We start from the raw sequence: 16,838 nt of genomic DNA, 5'->3' as shown, positions 1-16,838 counted from the left end.
CTTGTTTTTCAGGGTTTTCTTTTTAGCCCCGGGCTGATCCTCTGTGCTGCATCCGGTACACTGGCTGTCCGAAGTTTTATAACCCCCATAAACGATGATGAAGATCCTTGCCGATGAGAACATGGCTGCGCTGGATCCGCTGTTTGCGGATCTTGGCGAGATCCGGCGTTTGCCGGGCCGTGATATCGCCCCAGAGCACGTTGCCGAAGTACAGGCCCTGTTGTTGCGCTCCGTTACTCAGGTCGATAAGGCGTTGCTGGATGCGGCCCCGGCGTTAGAGTTTGTCGGCACCGCCACCATTGGCACCGACCATCTGGATATTACCGAGCTGGAGCGTCGCGGGATCCGCTGGAGCAATGCGCCGGGGTGTAATGCCGATGCCGTGGGCGAATGGGTGCTGCAGGCCCTGTTGATCCTGGCTGTGCGTCAAGGCTGTGCGTTGGATGGTCGTACCATTGGCGTGGTGGGGCTTGGCAATACCGGCAGTGCCGTGGTGAAACGCTTGGCGGCGCTGGGGATCACGGTTTTGCGTTGTGATCCCCCCAAAGCGCGCCGTGGGCTCCCCGGGCCCTGGTACAGCATCGATGAACTGATCGAACGCTGTGACGTGATAAGTCTTCACGTACCGCTGATCACCGATGGTGATGATCCCACCCTGAAACTGCTTGATGCTAAGCGGATGGGCAGGCTCAGGTCGGGGGCCTGGCTGGTCAATGCCTGCCGCGGCGAGGTGATTGATAATGCCGCGCTGGTGCAGGTGAAAGCCCAGCGTCCGGATCTGCGGCTGGCCCTGGACGTTTGGGAAAATGAGCCTACGCCCATGGCAGAGCTTGTGGCGGTCACCGAGATCGCGTCGGCGCACATCGCCGGCTATTCGGTGGAGGGAAAGATCCGGGGCAGTCAGATGCTGCACCGTGCCCTGGTTGAGGGAGGGCAACCAACTCCCGCCATGCACGAGCTGCTGGGTGAACGATCCCTGGCGGCGGTGCCGGCCCCGGTCGAGTTGAACGATGCAGGGCTGTTGGGGTTGATCCAGCAGGTGTACAATCTGGAGCAGGAAGATGACTTGTTCCGGGCTGCTTTGCCGGGGGGCTTTGACCAACGTCGTCAAGCCAATCTGGCCCGGCGGGAGTTCAGTGCCCTGCCCGTGGTTCCAGCATCGTCGGCACAAACGAAAGTATTGACCGATTTAGGTTTTCAAACAGTAAAAGAGAAGAGCAGTCATGGCGTATAACGTTGCAGTATTGGGTGCCACCGGAGCGGTGGGACAGACAATGATAGAGATCCTTGAGGAGCGGGACTTCCCGGTCGCCAAGTTGTATCCGCTGGCCAGTGCGAACAGCATCGGTAAGACCGTGACGTTCAAGGGCGAAGAGTTGGACGTCATCGACGTGGACAGCTTTGACTGGAGTACGGCGGAGATCGGCCTGTTCAGCGCAGGTGGCAGCATCTCCGAAAAGTGGGCCCCCATTGCTGCCGAGGCTGGCTGTGTGGTGATCGACAATACTTCTCACTTCCGTAACGATCCGGAGATCCCCCTTGTCGTGCCGGAAGTCAATCCCCACGCACTGGCGGATTTCCGTAATCGCAATATTATCGCCAACCCGAACTGTTCCACCATTCAGATGCTGGTTGCACTCAAGCCTTTGCACGACCAGTTCGGGATCGAGCGCATCAATGTGTGTACCTACCAGTCTGTATCCGGTGCCGGCAAGCGTGCCATTGAAGAGCTGGCCAAGCAGTGCAGTCAATTGTTGCAGGGACAACCTGCAACCACTGAGGCGTTTGATCAACAGATCGCATTTAACGTATTGCCGAAAATCGACGTCTTTATGGATAACGGCTACACCAAGGAAGAGATGAAGATGGTCTGGGAAACTCAGAAGATCTTCGGTGATGCCGATATCAAGGTGAATGCCACTGCCGTGCGGGTGCCAGTGTTCTATGGTCATGCCGAGGCTGTGCATATCGAAACACGCCTGCCCACCTCCGTAGGGGAAGCCAAGGCCCTGTTGGCCCAGGCACCAGGGGTGACTTTGATGGAGCTGGATGAGGACTATCCGACCCAATTTGGTACCGCCCAGGGCCAGGATGACGTCTTCGTTGGTCGCGTTCGTCAGGACATCAGTCACCCACAGGGATTGAACCTCTGGGTCGTTGCTGACAACATCCGTAAAGGGGCGGCATTGAATTCTGTACAAATTGCCGAGCTTTTGGTGCAGGATTACCTGTAACCGCAAGACGGTGATGGGAGATCGGGACGGTCTCCCTGTTACCATGACTAATGACAAGTGGGAATGATGAACAACACCCTGACTCGCGTTTGCCGTGCCGCTGCCTTGGGCAGTGCGCTGCTGGTGCTGCCGCTAACGGCCCAGACCCTGTATATCACTGGCTCGGATGGCCAGGTGAGGCAGGTTGAAGACACCCCACTGGCCACCTATGGCCCGACAAGCCGAACCGATACCCTGTGGCGTATCGCCAATAAGGTTCGACCCGATGATGGGATCACCGTCTATCAGGTGATGCTGTCGCTTTACGATGCCAATCCTCACGCCTTCTCCAGCTCCAATTTTAACTCCCTGGAGCGAAACCGGACCCTGACCATCCCGCCGCGGGAGGTGATGGCGTCTCTACCCCAGAGCGAGGCTCGTGCTCAGGCCCGCCAGCATGATGCCCAGTGGCAACCTCCGGTGCTCAACGCCGCAGGTACCCCCGTGGTAACCTCCTCGACCGCTTCTACCGATAAGGTTGGACCCGCCGAGACGGCTGCAGTGGTTACGAACACTGCCGAGCTGGAAGCGAACTCCGCCCGTTATGAGGCCCAACTGGATGCGTTGCGCCAGGAGTTGGCAGCTACCGCCGATGAGATGGCTCGGATGTTGGAGCAAAACGCCCTGTTGCAGCAGCAGCTTGACCAGTTGGGTGAAGAGATGGGGTTGGTGCAGGGAGCGCTCAATGAACAGCAAAACCTGAATCGTGCCCTCGAGCAAGAGCTCGACCGCCAACGCAGCCTGACTTTGACACCCGCGACCGGGGTGGATCCCGTGGTTAATGAGCCGATCAACGAACCCGTTTCCTCCTTTTGGAGCGATTTGTTGGCGGATCCGTTTAAGTTGACCCTGTTTGCCGTCCTGCCGGTGGGACTGCTGTTGGGCTTGCTCTATCTGCTGGTGCGTCGTCGCTCTGATGAGGAAGCGGACCAGGCCCAGGGCATCATGGAAGATGCGGTACTGAGCGAAGAGGCGGCCGTAGAGGAGCCTGTAGACAACGGTTTACTGGATCAGGTGCCAGAGCCTAGGGAGCCAGAAGGTCAGATCCAATTGGACAGTGAGTTGAAGGAAGAGGAGATCCTCTCTTTGGATGAGCTGCTCAAGGAGCAGGAGTCTCAGCAAGCGGCCCATGCACAGGCCGATGACTCGCCAGCACGCCGTGCCATGGATCAGAGCGATGAGTCCTTCGAGGGAGGCTCTGGGGTGGACATGGATGCATTGCTGTCCAGCGTCGAGTCAGACACTATGGAAGTGGAGACCGCCCTGGCACCAGGTGGTAGCGATGTGGATGAGCCTTTCATCGATATCGATAAATTGCTGGAAGAGAGCAATTCAGAGGGCGAGCTGGAGATCTCGGATGTCGATGAGTCGCTGATCGCCATGCCTGAGGCACCGCTGGATGAGAGCGGCATTGCCGCCAAACTGGACCTGGCTCGCGCCTATATCGAGATTGAGGACACCGACAGTGCTAAGGCGCTGCTCAAGGAGGTCAGTCTCGAGGGCAGTGACAATCAGCGCAGTGAAGCGGATCTGCTCTTGTCTCAGCTATGATCGACTAAGCGCAACAAACGGTGGCATTGGCCACCGTTTTTTTTGCTCGCTATAATGCGCACCCTAAAATTCTAGAGGGCATGATATGCGTATAGCATTGGGGATCGAATACAACGGTCACGGTTATTTTGGCTGGCAAAAACAGCGAGAAGTGGTCGGGGTTCAGCAGCGGGTGGAGGAAGCACTGTCCAAGGTGGCGAATCACCCGGTAGAGGTCGTCTGTGCGGGCCGCACCGATGCCGGGGTGCACGGTACGGGCCAGGTGGTGCATTTTGATAGTCAGCATGACCGTCGTCCGGCGGCCTGGACGCTCGGAGTTAATACCAACCTGCCCGATGGCATCGCGGTCCGGTGGGCAAAGCCTGTGAGTGAAGATTTTCATGCCCGTTTCTCCGCCACTGCTCGGCGCTATCGCTACATCATTTACAACCACCGACTACGTCCGGGGATCCTGCGCCATGGCGTCAGCCATTATCACCAGAAGCTGGATGCGGATAAGATGCATGAGGCTGGTCAGCTGTTATTGGGTGAGCGCGACTTCTCCTCTTTTCGTGCCATTCAGTGCCAGTCCAATAGCCCCTGGCGCAATGTGCACCATCTGAAAGTAGGCCGTCAGGGCGATTACGTAGTGGTGGACATCAAGGCGAATGCCTTTGTGCACCACATGGTACGCAATATCGTGGGCTCTCTGATGGAGATCGGTCAGGGCAATCAACCCAAGGCCTGGCTCAGTGAGCTTTTGGAGGCGAAAGATCGTAACCTGGCGGCGGCGACGGCCAAGGCGGAAGGCCTCTATCTGGTCGAGGTGGATTACCCCGAGCATTTCGGGCTGCCCAAGAGCGCACCCGGTCCCCTGTTCTTACCGGATCCCTTACGCGACTGAGTTTGATTATTTACTTGATAATCGGCGGCAAATAGCCGCACTTAGAGGGTAAGACCAGTTTTCGTTAGCCGCCAAAAGTCCCTTGTGGTTTAATGGCTGCCATGCTGAAAAGGGTGATGGAACGCCAAACTGCACGATGGGGGTAACTTGTCGGAAAGTTGGCACCATGTTCCCCACCAATGGCAACTGAATTGACTAAATTTGCCGAAATGGAGACAGGACCACAAATGAGTTGGTTAACTAAGATCCTGCCAAAGAGCAAGGTGGTATCTGAGCGCCGCCGCAGTGTACCAGAAGGGGTCTGGAGCAAATGCAGCAAGTGTGACCAGATCCTTTACGGTGTTGAGTTGAACCGTAATTTGGAAGTATGCCCTAAATGTGGCAATCACATGCGGATCAGTGCCCGTGCGCGCCTGGAGGCTTTCCTTGACGAGGGGCAGCGAGTGGAGCTGGGTGTTGAGCTGGAGCCTCAGGATATCCTCAAGTTCCGCGATTCCAAGAAGTACAAAGACCGGATCACCCAGGCGGTAAAGGCCAGTGACGAAAAGGATGCACTGGTGGTGATGCGGGGTGAACTGCTGGGCATGCCCGTGGTGGCCTGTGCCTTTGAGTTCTCCTTCATGGGTGGTTCCATGGCTTCCGTAGTCGGGGCCCGCTTTGTCCGTGCCGTGGATGTTTCCCTGAAAGAGGGGATCCCACTGGTGTGTTTCTCGGCCAGTGGCGGTGCCCGTATGCAGGAGGCTCTGTTCTCCTTGATGCAGATGGCGAAGACCTCGGCGGCCCTGGCGCGGATGCGTGAACGTGGGATCCCTTATATCTCAGTGATGACCGACCCCACCATGGGCGGAGTTTCGGCGTCTCTGGCGATGCTGGGTGATTTGAATGTTGCCGAGCCCGGCGCTTTGATCGGCTTCGCCGGTCCTCGAGTGATTGAGCAGACAGTACGGGAAAAACTGCCGGAAGGTTTTCAGCGTAGTGAGTTCCTGTTGGAGAAGGGCGCGATCGATATGATCGTCGATCGCCGTGAAATGCGGGATACTTTGGGCCGTGTACTGGCCAAGTTTACTCACCAGACCCCGACGGAAACTGTGACCGAGTCCGAGCTGGAACCTGCATGATCCCACCGCTCGACAACAGCCACTCCTTGACGGAGTGGCTGGACCATATCCTCGCTTTACACCCTCGCGAAATTGATTTGGGCCTCGATCGCCTGCGCCAGGTTGCCAGTAAAATGCAGTTGACGGCTCTGCCCAACAGCCTGGTGATCACCGTTGCCGGCACCAATGGTAAAGGGACCAGTTGTGCCTTGATGGAGCAGATCCTGCGTCATGCTGGTTATTCCGTCGGTGTATTCAGTTCACCTCACATCGAATGTTATACCGAACGGGTCCGGATCGACGGCGATGAGCTGGATGAGCAGGCGCATGTTGAGGCGTTTTCTGCCATCGCTGCCGCTCAGGGTGAGACCAGCCTAACCTTTTTCGAATACTCGGCTTTGGGCGCTTTGTGGCTCTTTGCTCGTGCTCGCCCCGATGTGGTGCTGCTTGAGGTCGGACTCGGTGGCCGACTGGATGCCACCAATCTGATTGATGCCGATCTGGCGATGATCACCACGGTGGACCTGGATCACCAGGATTACCTGGGCAATGACCGTGAGCAGGTGGGCTATGAGAAAGCCGGTGTGTTTCGTGCTGGCCGTCCGGCCGTGTGTGGAGATCCCCATCCTCCCGCCTCGGTCGCCGAGCATGCCCTGCGGATCGGTGCCGTCCTTTCTCAGCGAGGGGAGCAGTTTGATCTTCGGCGTGAAGGTGAGCTTTGGCACTATCACAGCGACTCCCTGATCTTATCCGATCTGCCGCTACCGGCCATTCCCCTGGATAACGCTGCCACCGCGATCCAGGCCCTGAGCCAACTGCTGCCGAGCCTGCCCGAGGCTGCTATCCGTGCCGGGCTGGCCCAGGTCCGAGTGCCGGGACGGCTTGAGCGACTTGCCCAGCAGCCCGAGCTGGTACTGGATGTGGCCCATAACCCCCAGGCTGCGGCTTACCTGGCCCAATGGTTGCGTCAGCAGACGCATTCCCGGATCCATGCGGTCTGTGCCATGTTGGCGGATAAAGAGATTGGGGCCACTCTGGCCCAGTTTGACGATCTGCCACTGCGCTGGTACTTGGCAGACCTGTCCTGTCCACGAGGGGCCAAGGCGGAAACGTTGCGCGCCTGTCTTGATGAGGCAGAGTGCTTTAGCAGTGTGGATCAGGCTTTGTCCGTGGCGTTATCACAGGCCGGAGATGCCGATCTGGTGATCCTGTTTGGCTCCTTTTACACTGTGGCCGAGGCTAAGGCCTTTTGGCGAAAGAGGAGTTGAGCGTGGCGAAACCTTTGCATAACCGGTTAGTCGGGACCGTTGTCCTGTTGGCACTGGGCATACTGTTCCTGCCGGATCTGCTCAATGGCGAGAAAACTCGGGTGGAGGAGCAGTTTGCCACGATCCCATTGCGGCCGGAGTTGGCGTCGGTTCAGGTGGCCGAAGAGGCCTACGAGCCGGTGGCCGAGTTGCCCGCGTCGCAGCGTCCAGCGCTGGAGTCGCCTCAGGTAGCAGTGTCTGAGGCGGTGCAAACCGCCGACCCTAAACCGACTGTAAGTGTCCCAGCGTCCGAGTCGGTTCCGCCATCTACGCCCGCTGCGACCAGCAAGGGGGGATGGACAATACGATTGGGCAGTTTCCGTAATGCGGCTAACGTCGCCCGCCTGGTGTCCGAGCTGCGTAAGCAGGGCTATCCGGCTTATACGGTGCCTGCCAATCCCGTTGAAGGGCAACTGACCCTGGTGTTTGTCGGGCCGGAAATTGATCGTAAACGGATCGAAAACCTGCAGCAGGAGCTGGCACAGAAGCATGCACTGGAGACCCAGTTGGTGCGTTATGATCCGCTGAAGATCTGAAAAAGCCCGCAGTTGCGGGCTTTTTTGTAGCCGTCAAGCGGGTGACTCTGCCTGTCTCGTTGAAGAGAGGCTCACGAAATTGCCATTGTGGAGGGTGATCGCCCGTGTGAATTTGGCACGGCTCTGGTAAGATCGCCGCCCAAAAATAACCTGATAAAAAGGAAGCGTGACGGACATGGTATGGATCGATTATGCAATCTTGGCTGTGATTGGCCTATCGGTGGTGATCAGCTTGATACGGGGTTTTGCCCGTGAAGCGATGTCTCTGGTGGTCTGGATTGCAGCGTTCGTGATTGCCAGTCGGTTTTACGAGGATCTGGCGGTGTATCTCACCCAGATCAGCGATCCAATGCTCAAAAAAGGAGCGGCGGTAGCCATTTTGTTCATTTCGACCCTGGTTTTGGGCACTCTGATCAACTATCTGGTTGGTCAGTTGGTGGATAAAACCGGCCTCAGCGGTACCGATCGTGTCCTTGGCGCGTGCTTTGGTGCCTTGCGGGGAGTCCTGGTGATCAGTGCCGTACTCTTCTTCCTCGACAGCTTTACCACGGCCTCCGAAGCCCTGTGGTGGAAGCAGTCGATGTTGATCCCAGAGTTTGGCATTGTGATCCAATGGTTTTTCGATCACATCGAACAGTCGTCCAGCTTCCTGAAAAATTATAAGACCCTATAGAACATCGACCTTTGTGAGGAAACTCGAACATGTGTGGTATTGTCGGGATTGTCGGCCATTCCCCGGTCAACCAGCTGATTTATGATGCTTTGACCGTATTGCAACACCGTGGCCAGGATGCTGCCGGGATCTGCACCGTTGACGGCCAGGCTTTTCGCCTGCGCAAAGCCAACGGCTTGGTAAAGGATGTATTTGAGATCAAGCATATGCACCGCCTGCAGGGGAACACCGGTATCGGCCATGTGCGTTATCCTACCGCCGGAAGTTCCAGCTCCTCGGAAGCCCAGCCCTTTTATGTGAATTCACCGTTTGGGATCACCCTGGCCCACAACGGCAACCTGACCAACTACGATGAGTTGGTGGAAGCGATGGCGGTGATGCGCCGTCATATCAACACGGGATCAGACTCCGAGTTGATGCTGAATGTGCTGGCGCACGAGTTGCAAAAGTCCGACTCGCTTCAGCCCAGTGCAGATGCCGTTTTCGATGCGGTGAGCCAACTTCATCGCCAGGTCCGTGGCGCCTACGCGGCGGTGGCCTTGATCATCGGCGTTGGCATGGTGGCATTTCGTGATCCTTTCGGGATCCGTCCGCTGGTGCTGGGCAGGAAGGAAACGGAGCGGGGTACCGAATACATGGTGGCATCCGAGTCCGTGTCTCTGGATGCGTCCGGTTTTGAAACGCTGCGTGATGTCGCGCCGGGTGAGGCGATCTTCGTTGATTTTGCCGGTAACCTGCACACGCGTCAGTGTGCCGAAAACCCCCAGCATGTGCCCTGTATCTTTGAATACGTCTATTTTGCCCGGCCCGACTCCACCATCGACGGGATCTCCGTTTATGGTAGCCGGGTGAACATGGGCACCAAATTGGGCGCCAAGATCGCTCGGGAATGGAAGGACCATGATATCGACGTGGTGATCCCGATCCCCGAGACCTCCTGCGATATCGCGCTGCAGATCGCTCATGAGCTGAAGTTGCCCTACCGCCAGGGCTTCGTGAAGAACCGCTATATTGGCCGAACCTTCATCATGCCGGGTCAGATCCAGCGCAAGAAGTCGGTGCGCCGTAAGCTCAACCCCATCAGCCAGGAGTTCAAGGGTAAGAATGTACTCCTGGTGGATGACTCCATCGTGCGTGGTACGACTTCTGAGCAGATCATCGAAATGGCCCGTGAAGCCGGAGCCAACAAGGTGTACTTTGCTTCCGCCGCTCCGGAGATCCGCTTCCCCAACGTGTATGGGATTGATATGCCCAGCTCCGAGGAGCTGATCGCCTATGGCCGTGAAGTGGATGAGATCCGCTCGGAGATCGGTGCCGATGGCCTGATCTACCAGGATATTGCCGATCTAGAGGCTGCAGTGAGGGAGGGAAACCCGACCATAGGTCACTTTGAGACGTCCGTCTTCACCGGCAGCTATGTCACGGGTGATGTTGATCAGGCCTACCTGGATCGACTCAATGCGAGCCGTAACGATGATGCGAAAACCGGTAACGCTGCAGAGCAGAGCACAAACCTGGAGATCCACAACGTCTGTCATTCCTGATCAGGAAGGCAGATAGAGAAACGCCGCTTACGGTCTGCCGTAAGCGGCGTTTTTGTCTTTCTGGCGTGCTAACTGACGTAGGCTGGACCGATGCCGTAGCTCCAGAGGATCACCGAAGCAGCCATGATCCCGACCAGCAGCACCAGGCCGCAGGTAACGAGGGAGCTGGCATAGATAAAGCCACGCTCTTCGGGAATGTTCATCAGTATGGGGACCCCGGAGTAGAGCAGATAGACGGAGTAGGTGATCCCGGCGAGGCCGGCTATCATCACGAACCACAGGGCAGGGTAGAGGGTAGCGAATCCCACCATAAAGACCGGTGTGGCAGTATAGGCGGCCAACTCCAGAGCCTGGGAAAAGTCGGGGTGCGCACCAAAGGTTTTCGCCATCCAGTGGGCCAAATAGGCCAGTGCGAAGACCCCGGCGATCAGTGCAAGATACATGGCGCCGGTCATCTTCAGTGCACTGCTTTGGGTCAAGTAGATGGGATCGCCTGCTCCGATGTCCCAGCCGATATGGGCTGCGGCAAAGTAACCGCAGATGGCTGGAATCAGGGCGATCACCAGAATGTGGATCAGGCTTGATGAGACGCCTTCATGGCTGTTTTCGATCGATTTCCATTCCTGCCGCGGATGGGCATACAATCCCCACAAGTGGTTCAATATCATAGTTATAGTCCTTTTGTTGGTCACGCTCTTTAGTGTCATTACCACAGACACTACAACTACTACGGGTTTGGAAAGACGAGGCCAATTCAGCCGGCGCCCAGTTCTAGTTATTGGTGAATGTAACGGCGGAGTCAAGCCATTTGTGCGTGGCTTGCTTGAGGAAAGGAGCCCAGGGTGTGGATTGCGAGGCGTTGGAAAGCGGGGGTGTTCCTGTGAGGAGCGATGAGATCAGATACTGTTTCTATGCCTCTCAAACTCTGTGTCAGGGGCAACAGCAGTTTCACGTGATGGTGAGGAAGCCACATGACGCCTGTGTAAGGCACAGTGTCGCTGTGGCTTGGGGAGCGCTCTAGAGCGGCTGACTGTGCAGGATGGCCTTTTCCGGGGTCAACTCCAGGACACTGTCTTGGCTATACCAGTCGCCGACAACCAGGCGACGTTTACCCTCGCCCAACTCATGGATGGCTGGTCGGTGCGTGTGACCGTGGATCATGCGGGTGGCGCCGTGTTCTGCCATCAGTGCCTGTACCGCACTTGCGGTGACATCTACGGGTTTGTAGTCCTGCTGGGCCGCCTTGTTCTTCGACTTGGCCCGGCCACGATCGGACAGGTATCGGCGAAGCTTCAGTGGCAGGGCTAGCGTCACCCCCATAAACCAGGGCTTGCAGCGCAGTCGCCGGAATTTCTGGTATTCGATGTCATCGGTACACAGGCTGTCACCATGCAGGATCAGCGTGGTTTCTCCGTATAGTTCGACACAGGCGACATCCGGCAGCAGGATCATGCCGGTTCGCCGGGCAAAGGCCTGTCCCAGAGCAAAGTCACGGTTTCCCTGAGTAAAATAGACGGGCAGCTGCTCACTGGCGGCCTGAAGCAGTTCGGCGACCTCGTCGGTAAACGCGTTGATATCGTCATCCCCGATCCAGAACTCGAACAGATCGCCGACGATATAGAGCGCATCGGCGCCGACCAGTTGGGTTTGGACAAAACGGCGGAATGCGGCGGTGATATCAGGACGGCTGGGACACAGGTGAAGATCACCGATCACTAAGGTACGGGGGCCGCGTGCTGCGGCCCCCGGAGCATGGTTGGCAGGATTATTCTGCAACGGTTACGCTCTCGATGATCACGGACTCCAGAGGAACGTCCTGGTGCATGCCGCGGTTGCCGGTAGCAACGCCTTTGATTTTGTTTACCACGTCCATGCCTTCAGTGACTTCACCAAAGACACAGTATCCCCAGCCCTGCATGGACTCATTTTTGAAGTCCAGGAAGGTGTTGTCGTTAACATTGATGAAGAACTGTGCGGTGGCGGAGTGTGGATCCGGCGTACGAGCCATGGCAATGGTACCGGTCTTGTTGGACAGGCCGTTGCTGGCTTCGTTTTGAATGCCGCCGCCATTCTCTTTTTGCTGCATCATTTCATCGAAGCCGCCGCCTTGCACCATGAAACCGTCGATCACTCGGTGGAAGATGGTACCGTTGTAGAAGCCCTCTTTTGCGTACTTGAGGAAGTTCTCGACGGTGATAGGGGCCTTCTCGGCATTCAGTGCCAGTGTGATGTCGCCGAAGTTGGTGTGCAAAGTTACCATAGTGGTCAGTCTCTTGTTGGATTGCTACGGGGGATCCTACCTTAATGGCGGGCGTGGAAAAAGCGCTCGGATCGGCGCCTGGTCATGCTAGAATAGCGCCTTTCGACTTTTCACCCGAACCATCTCGAACAAAGAGCGTAATGATGTTGCAGATCTACAACACCCTGACCCGTCAGAAAGAGGAATTCAAACCCATCGTGCCCGGCAAAGTAGGCATGTATGTGTGCGGGGTGACCACTTACGATCTTTGTCATATTGGTCATGCTCGGACCTATGTTGCCTTTGATACCGTGGTACGTTTCCTGCGTAGCCAGGGGATGGACGTTACTTATGTGCGCAACATCACCGACGTAGAAGACAAGATCATCAACCGGGCCAACGATAATGGCGAAAGCTGGCAGGAGCTGGTGGCGCGCAATGTGGCCTTGATGCATGAGGACTTTGATGCCCTGGGTCTGTTGCGTCCCGATATCGAGCCCACGGTCAGCGGACACATGGATGAGATCATCGATATCATTGCCAAGCTGGTGGAGAAGGGCCATGCCTATGCCACCGAAGCCGGTGATGTCTGGTTCGAGGTAAAGACCTTTGCCGACTACGGCAAGCTGTCCCGCCAAGATCTCGATCAACTGCAATCTGGCGCTCGTGTTGAAGTGGACGAGTCCAAGCGCAACCCGATGGACTTTGCCCTGTGGAAGAGTGCTAAGCCGGGTGAGCCAAGCTGGGCGTCACCGTGGGGTGAAGGCCGTCCAGGCTGGCACATCGAGTGTTCTGCGATGAGCAACAAGCATCTGGGTGAAGTGTTCGATATCCATGGTGGCGGCAGCGATTTGACCTTCCCGCACCATGAGAACGAAGTCGCCCAGAGCTGCTGTGCGAATTCCAATAACTACGTCAACTACTGGATGCACTCAGGTATGGTGCAGGTGAACAAAGAGAAGATGTCCAAATCTCTGGGCAACTTCTTCACCATCCGTGAAGTACTCAAGGTTTACCAGGCGGAGTCGGTGCGTTACTTCTTGCTGTCCAGCCACTATCGCAGCCAGTTGAACTATTCGACCGAGAACCTCGATCAGGCCCATGCCGCTCTGGAGCGTCTGTACACCGCCTTGCGCGGCGTAACGCCAGCGGCCGAGGTGGCGATGGACAACGACCATGTGAAGCGCTTCAATGCGGCGATGAACGACGACATCAATACCGCTGAGGCGTTGCCAGTGCTGTTCGATCTGGCTCGTGAGCTGAACATCACCAAGGAAGATGGTGAGTCTGAACAGGCCGCGCAACTGGCTGGTTTGATGATCAAACTGGGCAGTATTCTGGGTCTGCTGGGCCAAGCGCCGGAAGCCTTCCTGCAAGGCGGTGGTGATGACGATGAGGTGGCGCAGATCGAAGCGTGGATCGCCCAGCGCAACCAGGCCCGTGCCGATAAGAACTGGGCGGCCGCCGATGAGGCGCGCGATGCGCTCAACGCCATGGGCGTGATCCTGGAAGACGGTGCCGGTGGTACCACTTGGCGTCGTAAGTAATCAGTATCTGTCCAACGAAAGCCCGCGGCCTTATCCGCGGGCTTTTTGTATCTGCTGTCCTGTCTTGCTGGTTACAAGGCGTTGACGCTTTTCAGGTGTGGGCCAGGAGCGACGGCATCATGATAAGTGTTGCAGGCGTATAGGGTGTTTTCCAGAAGACTGGCAATCGTCATCGGGCCAACGCCGCCGGGCACGGGGGTAATGTAAGCGGCGCGTTCGGAGGCGACGCCAAACTCGACGTCTCCGACCAGAGTACCGTTTGCCTGACGGTTGATCCCAACATCGATGACAATCGCCCCGGGCTTGATCCACTCGCCGGGAATGAAGTTTGGCTTGCCAACCGCGACGATCAGCAGATCGGCCTGACGCACATGGTGGGCCAGATCTGTGGTAAACCGATGGCAGGTGGTGGTGGTACAACCTCGCAGCAACAATTCGAGCGTCATTGGGCGGCCGACGATATTGGACGCGCCGACGATCACTGCATGGAGGCCCTGGGTGGGGACGCCAGTGGTGCCGATCAGATGCATGATCCCATGTGGGGTACAGGGGCGTAGCACGGGTATACGCTGGGACAGGCGACCTATGTTGTAGGGATGAAATCCGTCGACGTCCTTATCGGGACGGATCGCTTCGATAATGTCTGTGCAATCGATCTGAACGGGCAGGGGGAGTTGAACCAAGATCCCGTCGACAGTGGGATCTGCATTGAGTTGTTCGATGAGATCCAGTAGCTGTTGTTGTGTCGTATCGCTCGGCAGATTGTAACTTCGGGAGAGGAACCCTACTTCCTCACAAGCCCGCCGTTTGCTATTGACATAGACTCTGGAGGCTGGATCGTGTCCGAGGAGGATCACGGCCAGTCCTGGCGCGCGTTGACCCTGAGCGAGTCGTTGTTTTACCTGTTCCCGGATCTCATTTCTAAGTGAAGCAGCGATGGCTTTACCATCAATGATTTGAGCTGTCGTCATATCAGCACTTCTCTTTTTATTTTCGCGGTTTATGGCGTGATTGCGCACGCAGTCTAACAGTGGGTGAGAGTCAGATCACGCCACCAGCGGATGGGCTGTGTAAAGCCTGTACAGTTGGCCTGACGGAGAGAAAAAGTCATTGACGGGGGGCAGGGTGGGGGCTAATATGCGCCTCCGTTGCAGGGACAAGGTGATTTGTTCAGCAACGCCTGTCGGTGAATAGCGCAGCTTGGTGCGCATCCTAGTTTGGGATGAGTGGACCAGGGGGCGACCCTCCTGTTGGGGGCCGATAACAACAGACTATGTCGGTGAATAGCGCAGCTTGGTAGCGCATCTGGTTTGGGACCAGAGGGTCGGGGGTTCGAATCCCTCTTCACCGACCACTTTTTCTATTTTTGCTGCGTCTGTTCAGCGAGAGTAGCAACGATACTGGATGGTGTCGTAAATCGCTTAACGTACGCATTGTGCCGTATTCTCTGCGCCCGTAGCTCAGTTGGATAGAGCATCCGCCTTCTAAGCGGATGGCCGCAGGTTCGAATCCTGCCGGGCGTGCCATTTTTCGGTGGTGGCTATAGCTCAGTTGGTAGAGTCCCGGATTGTGATTCCGGTTGTCGCGGGTTCAAGTCCCGTTAGCCACCCCACTCATTCCTGATAAAGGGGAGATGCATCGCATCTCCCCTTTTTCTTTGTGTTCTAGAGCACATCCCCATCTGTACTCCGCTTTGGGCTGCCGCTATAATGGCCCGTCCTTTATTTAGGTAGCTTATAGGCGTGGACGCCTACCAGCCCGATTGTTGGCAGATTTTGCCTCGGATCGGGCCCGGATTTTTGCCTGTGGGCCGATGCCTGCGGGATGCAAAAGAACATCGAGTACTTGAGGTAACGAAATGCAAGTTTCCGTTGAAACCACCCAGGGCCTGGAACGCCGCATGACCATCACCGTGGCAGCGACCGAGTTCGAGCCGAAGGTGATTGAAGAGATGAAAAAAGAAGCCAAGCGTGTTCGTTTGGATGGCTTCCGCCCGGGCAAGGTGCCGGTTTCCGTATTCAAAAAGCGTTACGGTGCCGCCATCCGTGCCCAGGTGTTGGGTGATGTTATGCAGCATAGCTTCTTTAAGGCTGTGATGGATGAGAAGCTGAACCCGGCTGGCATGCCAAAGTTTGAGCCTCTGAAGTCTGAAGAGGGTCAAGATCTGGAGTTCGCTGCAATTTTTGAAGTGTACCCGGAAGTTGAGTTGGCAGGTCTGGACACTATCGAAGTTGAAAAACCAACTTGCGAAGTGACAGACGAAAACGTTGACACCATGCTGGAAACCCTGCGCAAGCAGCACGCGACTTTCGCTGCTGTTGAGCGTGAGGCTGGCGACAATGACCGCGTGAAAATCGATTTCACCGGCTCCATTGATGGCGAAGAGTTTGAAGGCGGCAAGTCTGAAAACTTCGAGATCGTGATCGGTTCCGGCCGCATGATCCCGGGCTTCGAAGAGGGCATCAAGGGCCAGAAGGCCGGCGCTGAATTTACCGTTGATGTGACCTTCCCAGAAGAGTACCACGCGGAAAACCTTAAGGGTAAAGCCGCTGCGTTCGCCATCAAGCTGCACTCCGTTGAAGAGCAGGTACTGCCTGAACTGAACGACGAGTTTGTGGTTAAGTTTGGTATCGCCGAAGGTGGCGTTGAAGCCCTGCGTGCCGAAGTTCGCAAGAACATGGAGCGCGAGCTCAAGCAGGCCCTGAAGAACGCCGTTAAGAATCAGGTGATCGAAGGTCTGGTTAAGGCCAATGACATCGACATGCCATCTGCCCTGATCGATCAGGAAGTGAACCAGTTGCGTCAGCAGGCCATGCAGCGTTTTGGTAACCAGCAGGGCGGCGAGATGCCAGAACTGCCGGCCGAGCTGTTTGCTGATGAAGCCAAGCGTCGTGTCCAGGTTGGCCTGTTGCTGGGTGAAGTGATCAAATCCAAGGATCTGAAAGTGGAAGATGAGCGTGTTGATGCGCTGATCGCCGAAATGGCCTCCGCTTACGAAGATCCGCAGGAAGTGAAAGACTACTACGCCAAGAATCAGGAAATGATGCAGAACATGCGCAACGTTGCTCTGGAAGAGCAAGCGGTTGACGCGATTCTGGCAGCGGCTAAAGTTACTGAGAACGCTGTGAACTTTGATGAGTTCATGAATCAGCAGCGCTAAGTCTTAAGTGATTTGACTTGGCCTTATC

15 protein-coding genes and 3 tRNA genes are annotated in these 16,838 nt (G+C 56.5%); 14 read left to right on the top strand and 4 right to left on the bottom strand.

Annotated elements, in window-relative coordinates:
- The first annotated feature begins 94 nt into the window (after positions 1–94).
- The 9 genes from AC2D8U_RS01185 to purF all read left to right on the top strand — a co-directional run bounded on the left by AC2D8U_RS01185 (position 95) and on the right by purF (position 9,864).
- Positions 95–1,234 (top strand): 4-phosphoerythronate dehydrogenase, encoded by a 1,140-nt coding sequence (locus AC2D8U_RS01185; RefSeq protein WP_484617204.1) that lies wholly within the window; start codon positions 95–97, stop codon positions 1,232–1,234.
- Complete coding sequence (locus tag AC2D8U_RS01180) at positions 1,224–2,234, top strand: aspartate-semialdehyde dehydrogenase (RefSeq protein WP_484617203.1); 1,011 nt, start codon at positions 1,224–1,226, stop codon at positions 2,232–2,234. The genes AC2D8U_RS01185 and AC2D8U_RS01180 overlap by 11 nt, the downstream gene beginning before the upstream one ends.
- Positions 2,235–2,297: 63 nt before the next feature.
- A complete protein-coding gene (locus AC2D8U_RS01175) occupies positions 2,298–3,824 on the top strand; it encodes a FimV/HubP family polar landmark protein (RefSeq protein WP_484617202.1) in 1,527 nt (508 codons plus the stop codon).
- An 85-nt stretch (positions 3,825–3,909) separates the two neighbouring features.
- Positions 3,910–4,707: a tRNA pseudouridine(38-40) synthase TruA gene (truA, locus tag AC2D8U_RS01170; RefSeq protein WP_484617201.1), complete on the top strand. Its 798-nt coding sequence runs from the start codon at positions 3,910–3,912 to the stop codon at positions 4,705–4,707.
- Positions 4,708–4,934: 227 nt separating this feature from the next.
- Positions 4,935–5,825: an acetyl-CoA carboxylase, carboxyltransferase subunit beta gene (gene accD / locus AC2D8U_RS01165; RefSeq protein ID WP_484617200.1), complete on the top strand. Its 891-nt coding sequence runs from the start codon at positions 4,935–4,937 to the stop codon at positions 5,823–5,825.
- Complete coding sequence (gene folC / locus AC2D8U_RS01160) at positions 5,822–7,072, top strand: bifunctional tetrahydrofolate synthase/dihydrofolate synthase (protein WP_484617199.1); 1,251 nt, start codon at positions 5,822–5,824, stop codon at positions 7,070–7,072. The genes accD and folC overlap by 4 nt, the downstream gene beginning before the upstream one ends.
- A 2-nt stretch (positions 7,073–7,074) precedes the next feature.
- Entirely contained in the window at positions 7,075–7,647 is a 573-nt protein-coding gene (locus tag AC2D8U_RS01155) for an SPOR domain-containing protein (RefSeq protein WP_484617198.1), read from the top strand.
- Between the two features lie 175 nt (positions 7,648–7,822).
- Positions 7,823–8,320: a CvpA family protein gene (locus AC2D8U_RS01150; RefSeq protein ID WP_484617197.1), complete on the top strand. Its 498-nt coding sequence runs from the start codon at positions 7,823–7,825 to the stop codon at positions 8,318–8,320.
- A gap of 29 nt (positions 8,321–8,349) precedes the next feature.
- Positions 8,350–9,864, top strand: a complete 1,515-nt coding sequence (gene purF, locus AC2D8U_RS01145; RefSeq protein ID WP_484617196.1) for an amidophosphoribosyltransferase — start codon at positions 8,350–8,352, stop codon at positions 9,862–9,864.
- Positions 9,865–9,932: 68 nt separating this feature from the next.
- Here the strand turns inward: purF and AC2D8U_RS01140 are convergent, their stop codons facing one another.
- The 3 genes from AC2D8U_RS01140 to AC2D8U_RS01130 all read right to left on the bottom strand — a co-directional run bounded on the left by AC2D8U_RS01140 (position 9,933) and on the right by AC2D8U_RS01130 (position 12,124).
- Positions 9,933–10,532 carry a Yip1 family protein gene (locus AC2D8U_RS01140; protein WP_484617195.1) on the bottom strand — a complete coding sequence of 200 codons (600 nt, stop codon included), beginning with the start codon at positions 10,530–10,532 and terminating at the stop codon, positions 9,933–9,935.
- Positions 10,533–10,881: 349 nt separating this feature from the next.
- On the bottom strand, positions 10,882–11,640 hold the full coding sequence (locus AC2D8U_RS01135) for a UDP-2,3-diacylglucosamine diphosphatase (RefSeq protein WP_484617194.1): 759 nt from the start codon (positions 11,638–11,640) through the stop codon (positions 10,882–10,884).
- Entirely contained in the window at positions 11,630–12,124 is a 495-nt protein-coding gene (locus AC2D8U_RS01130) for a peptidylprolyl isomerase (protein ID WP_484617193.1), read from the bottom strand. The genes AC2D8U_RS01135 and AC2D8U_RS01130 overlap by 11 nt, the downstream gene beginning before the upstream one ends.
- Positions 12,125–12,264: 140 nt before the next feature.
- Between AC2D8U_RS01130 and cysS the strand changes: the two genes are divergently transcribed.
- Complete coding sequence (gene cysS, locus AC2D8U_RS01125; RefSeq protein WP_484617192.1) at positions 12,265–13,650, top strand: cysteine--tRNA ligase; 1,386 nt, start codon at positions 12,265–12,267, stop codon at positions 13,648–13,650.
- 71 nt (positions 13,651–13,721) lie between these two features.
- Here cysS and folD read toward each other — a convergent pair whose 3' ends face one another.
- On the bottom strand, positions 13,722–14,621 hold the full coding sequence (gene folD, locus AC2D8U_RS01120; RefSeq protein WP_484617191.1) for a bifunctional methylenetetrahydrofolate dehydrogenase/methenyltetrahydrofolate cyclohydrolase FolD: 900 nt from the start codon (positions 14,619–14,621) through the stop codon (positions 13,722–13,724).
- A 306-nt stretch (positions 14,622–14,927) separates the two neighbouring features.
- On the opposite strand from folD, the gene AC2D8U_RS01115 reads away from it, so the two are divergent.
- The 4 genes from AC2D8U_RS01115 (at position 14,928) to tig (ending at position 16,810) form a co-directional block, all read left to right on the top strand.
- Positions 14,928–15,004 (top strand) — tRNA-Pro (locus AC2D8U_RS01115).
- Between the two features lie 95 nt (positions 15,005–15,099).
- Positions 15,100–15,176, top strand: a tRNA-Arg gene (locus tag AC2D8U_RS01110).
- A gap of 10 nt (positions 15,177–15,186) precedes the next feature.
- Positions 15,187–15,262: transfer RNA gene (locus tag AC2D8U_RS01105), tRNA-His, on the top strand.
- Between the two features lie 246 nt (positions 15,263–15,508).
- Positions 15,509–16,810 carry a trigger factor gene (tig, locus tag AC2D8U_RS01100; RefSeq protein WP_484617190.1) on the top strand — a complete coding sequence of 434 codons (1,302 nt, stop codon included), beginning with the start codon at positions 15,509–15,511 and terminating at the stop codon, positions 16,808–16,810.
- Positions 16,811–16,838: the final 28 nt, after the last annotated feature.

Source organism: Ferrimonas sp. YIN67 (genome assembly GCF_057219095.1).
The sequence above is the reverse complement of the archived record's forward strand: the minus strand, read 5'-3'. Positions and strand labels throughout refer to the sequence as shown.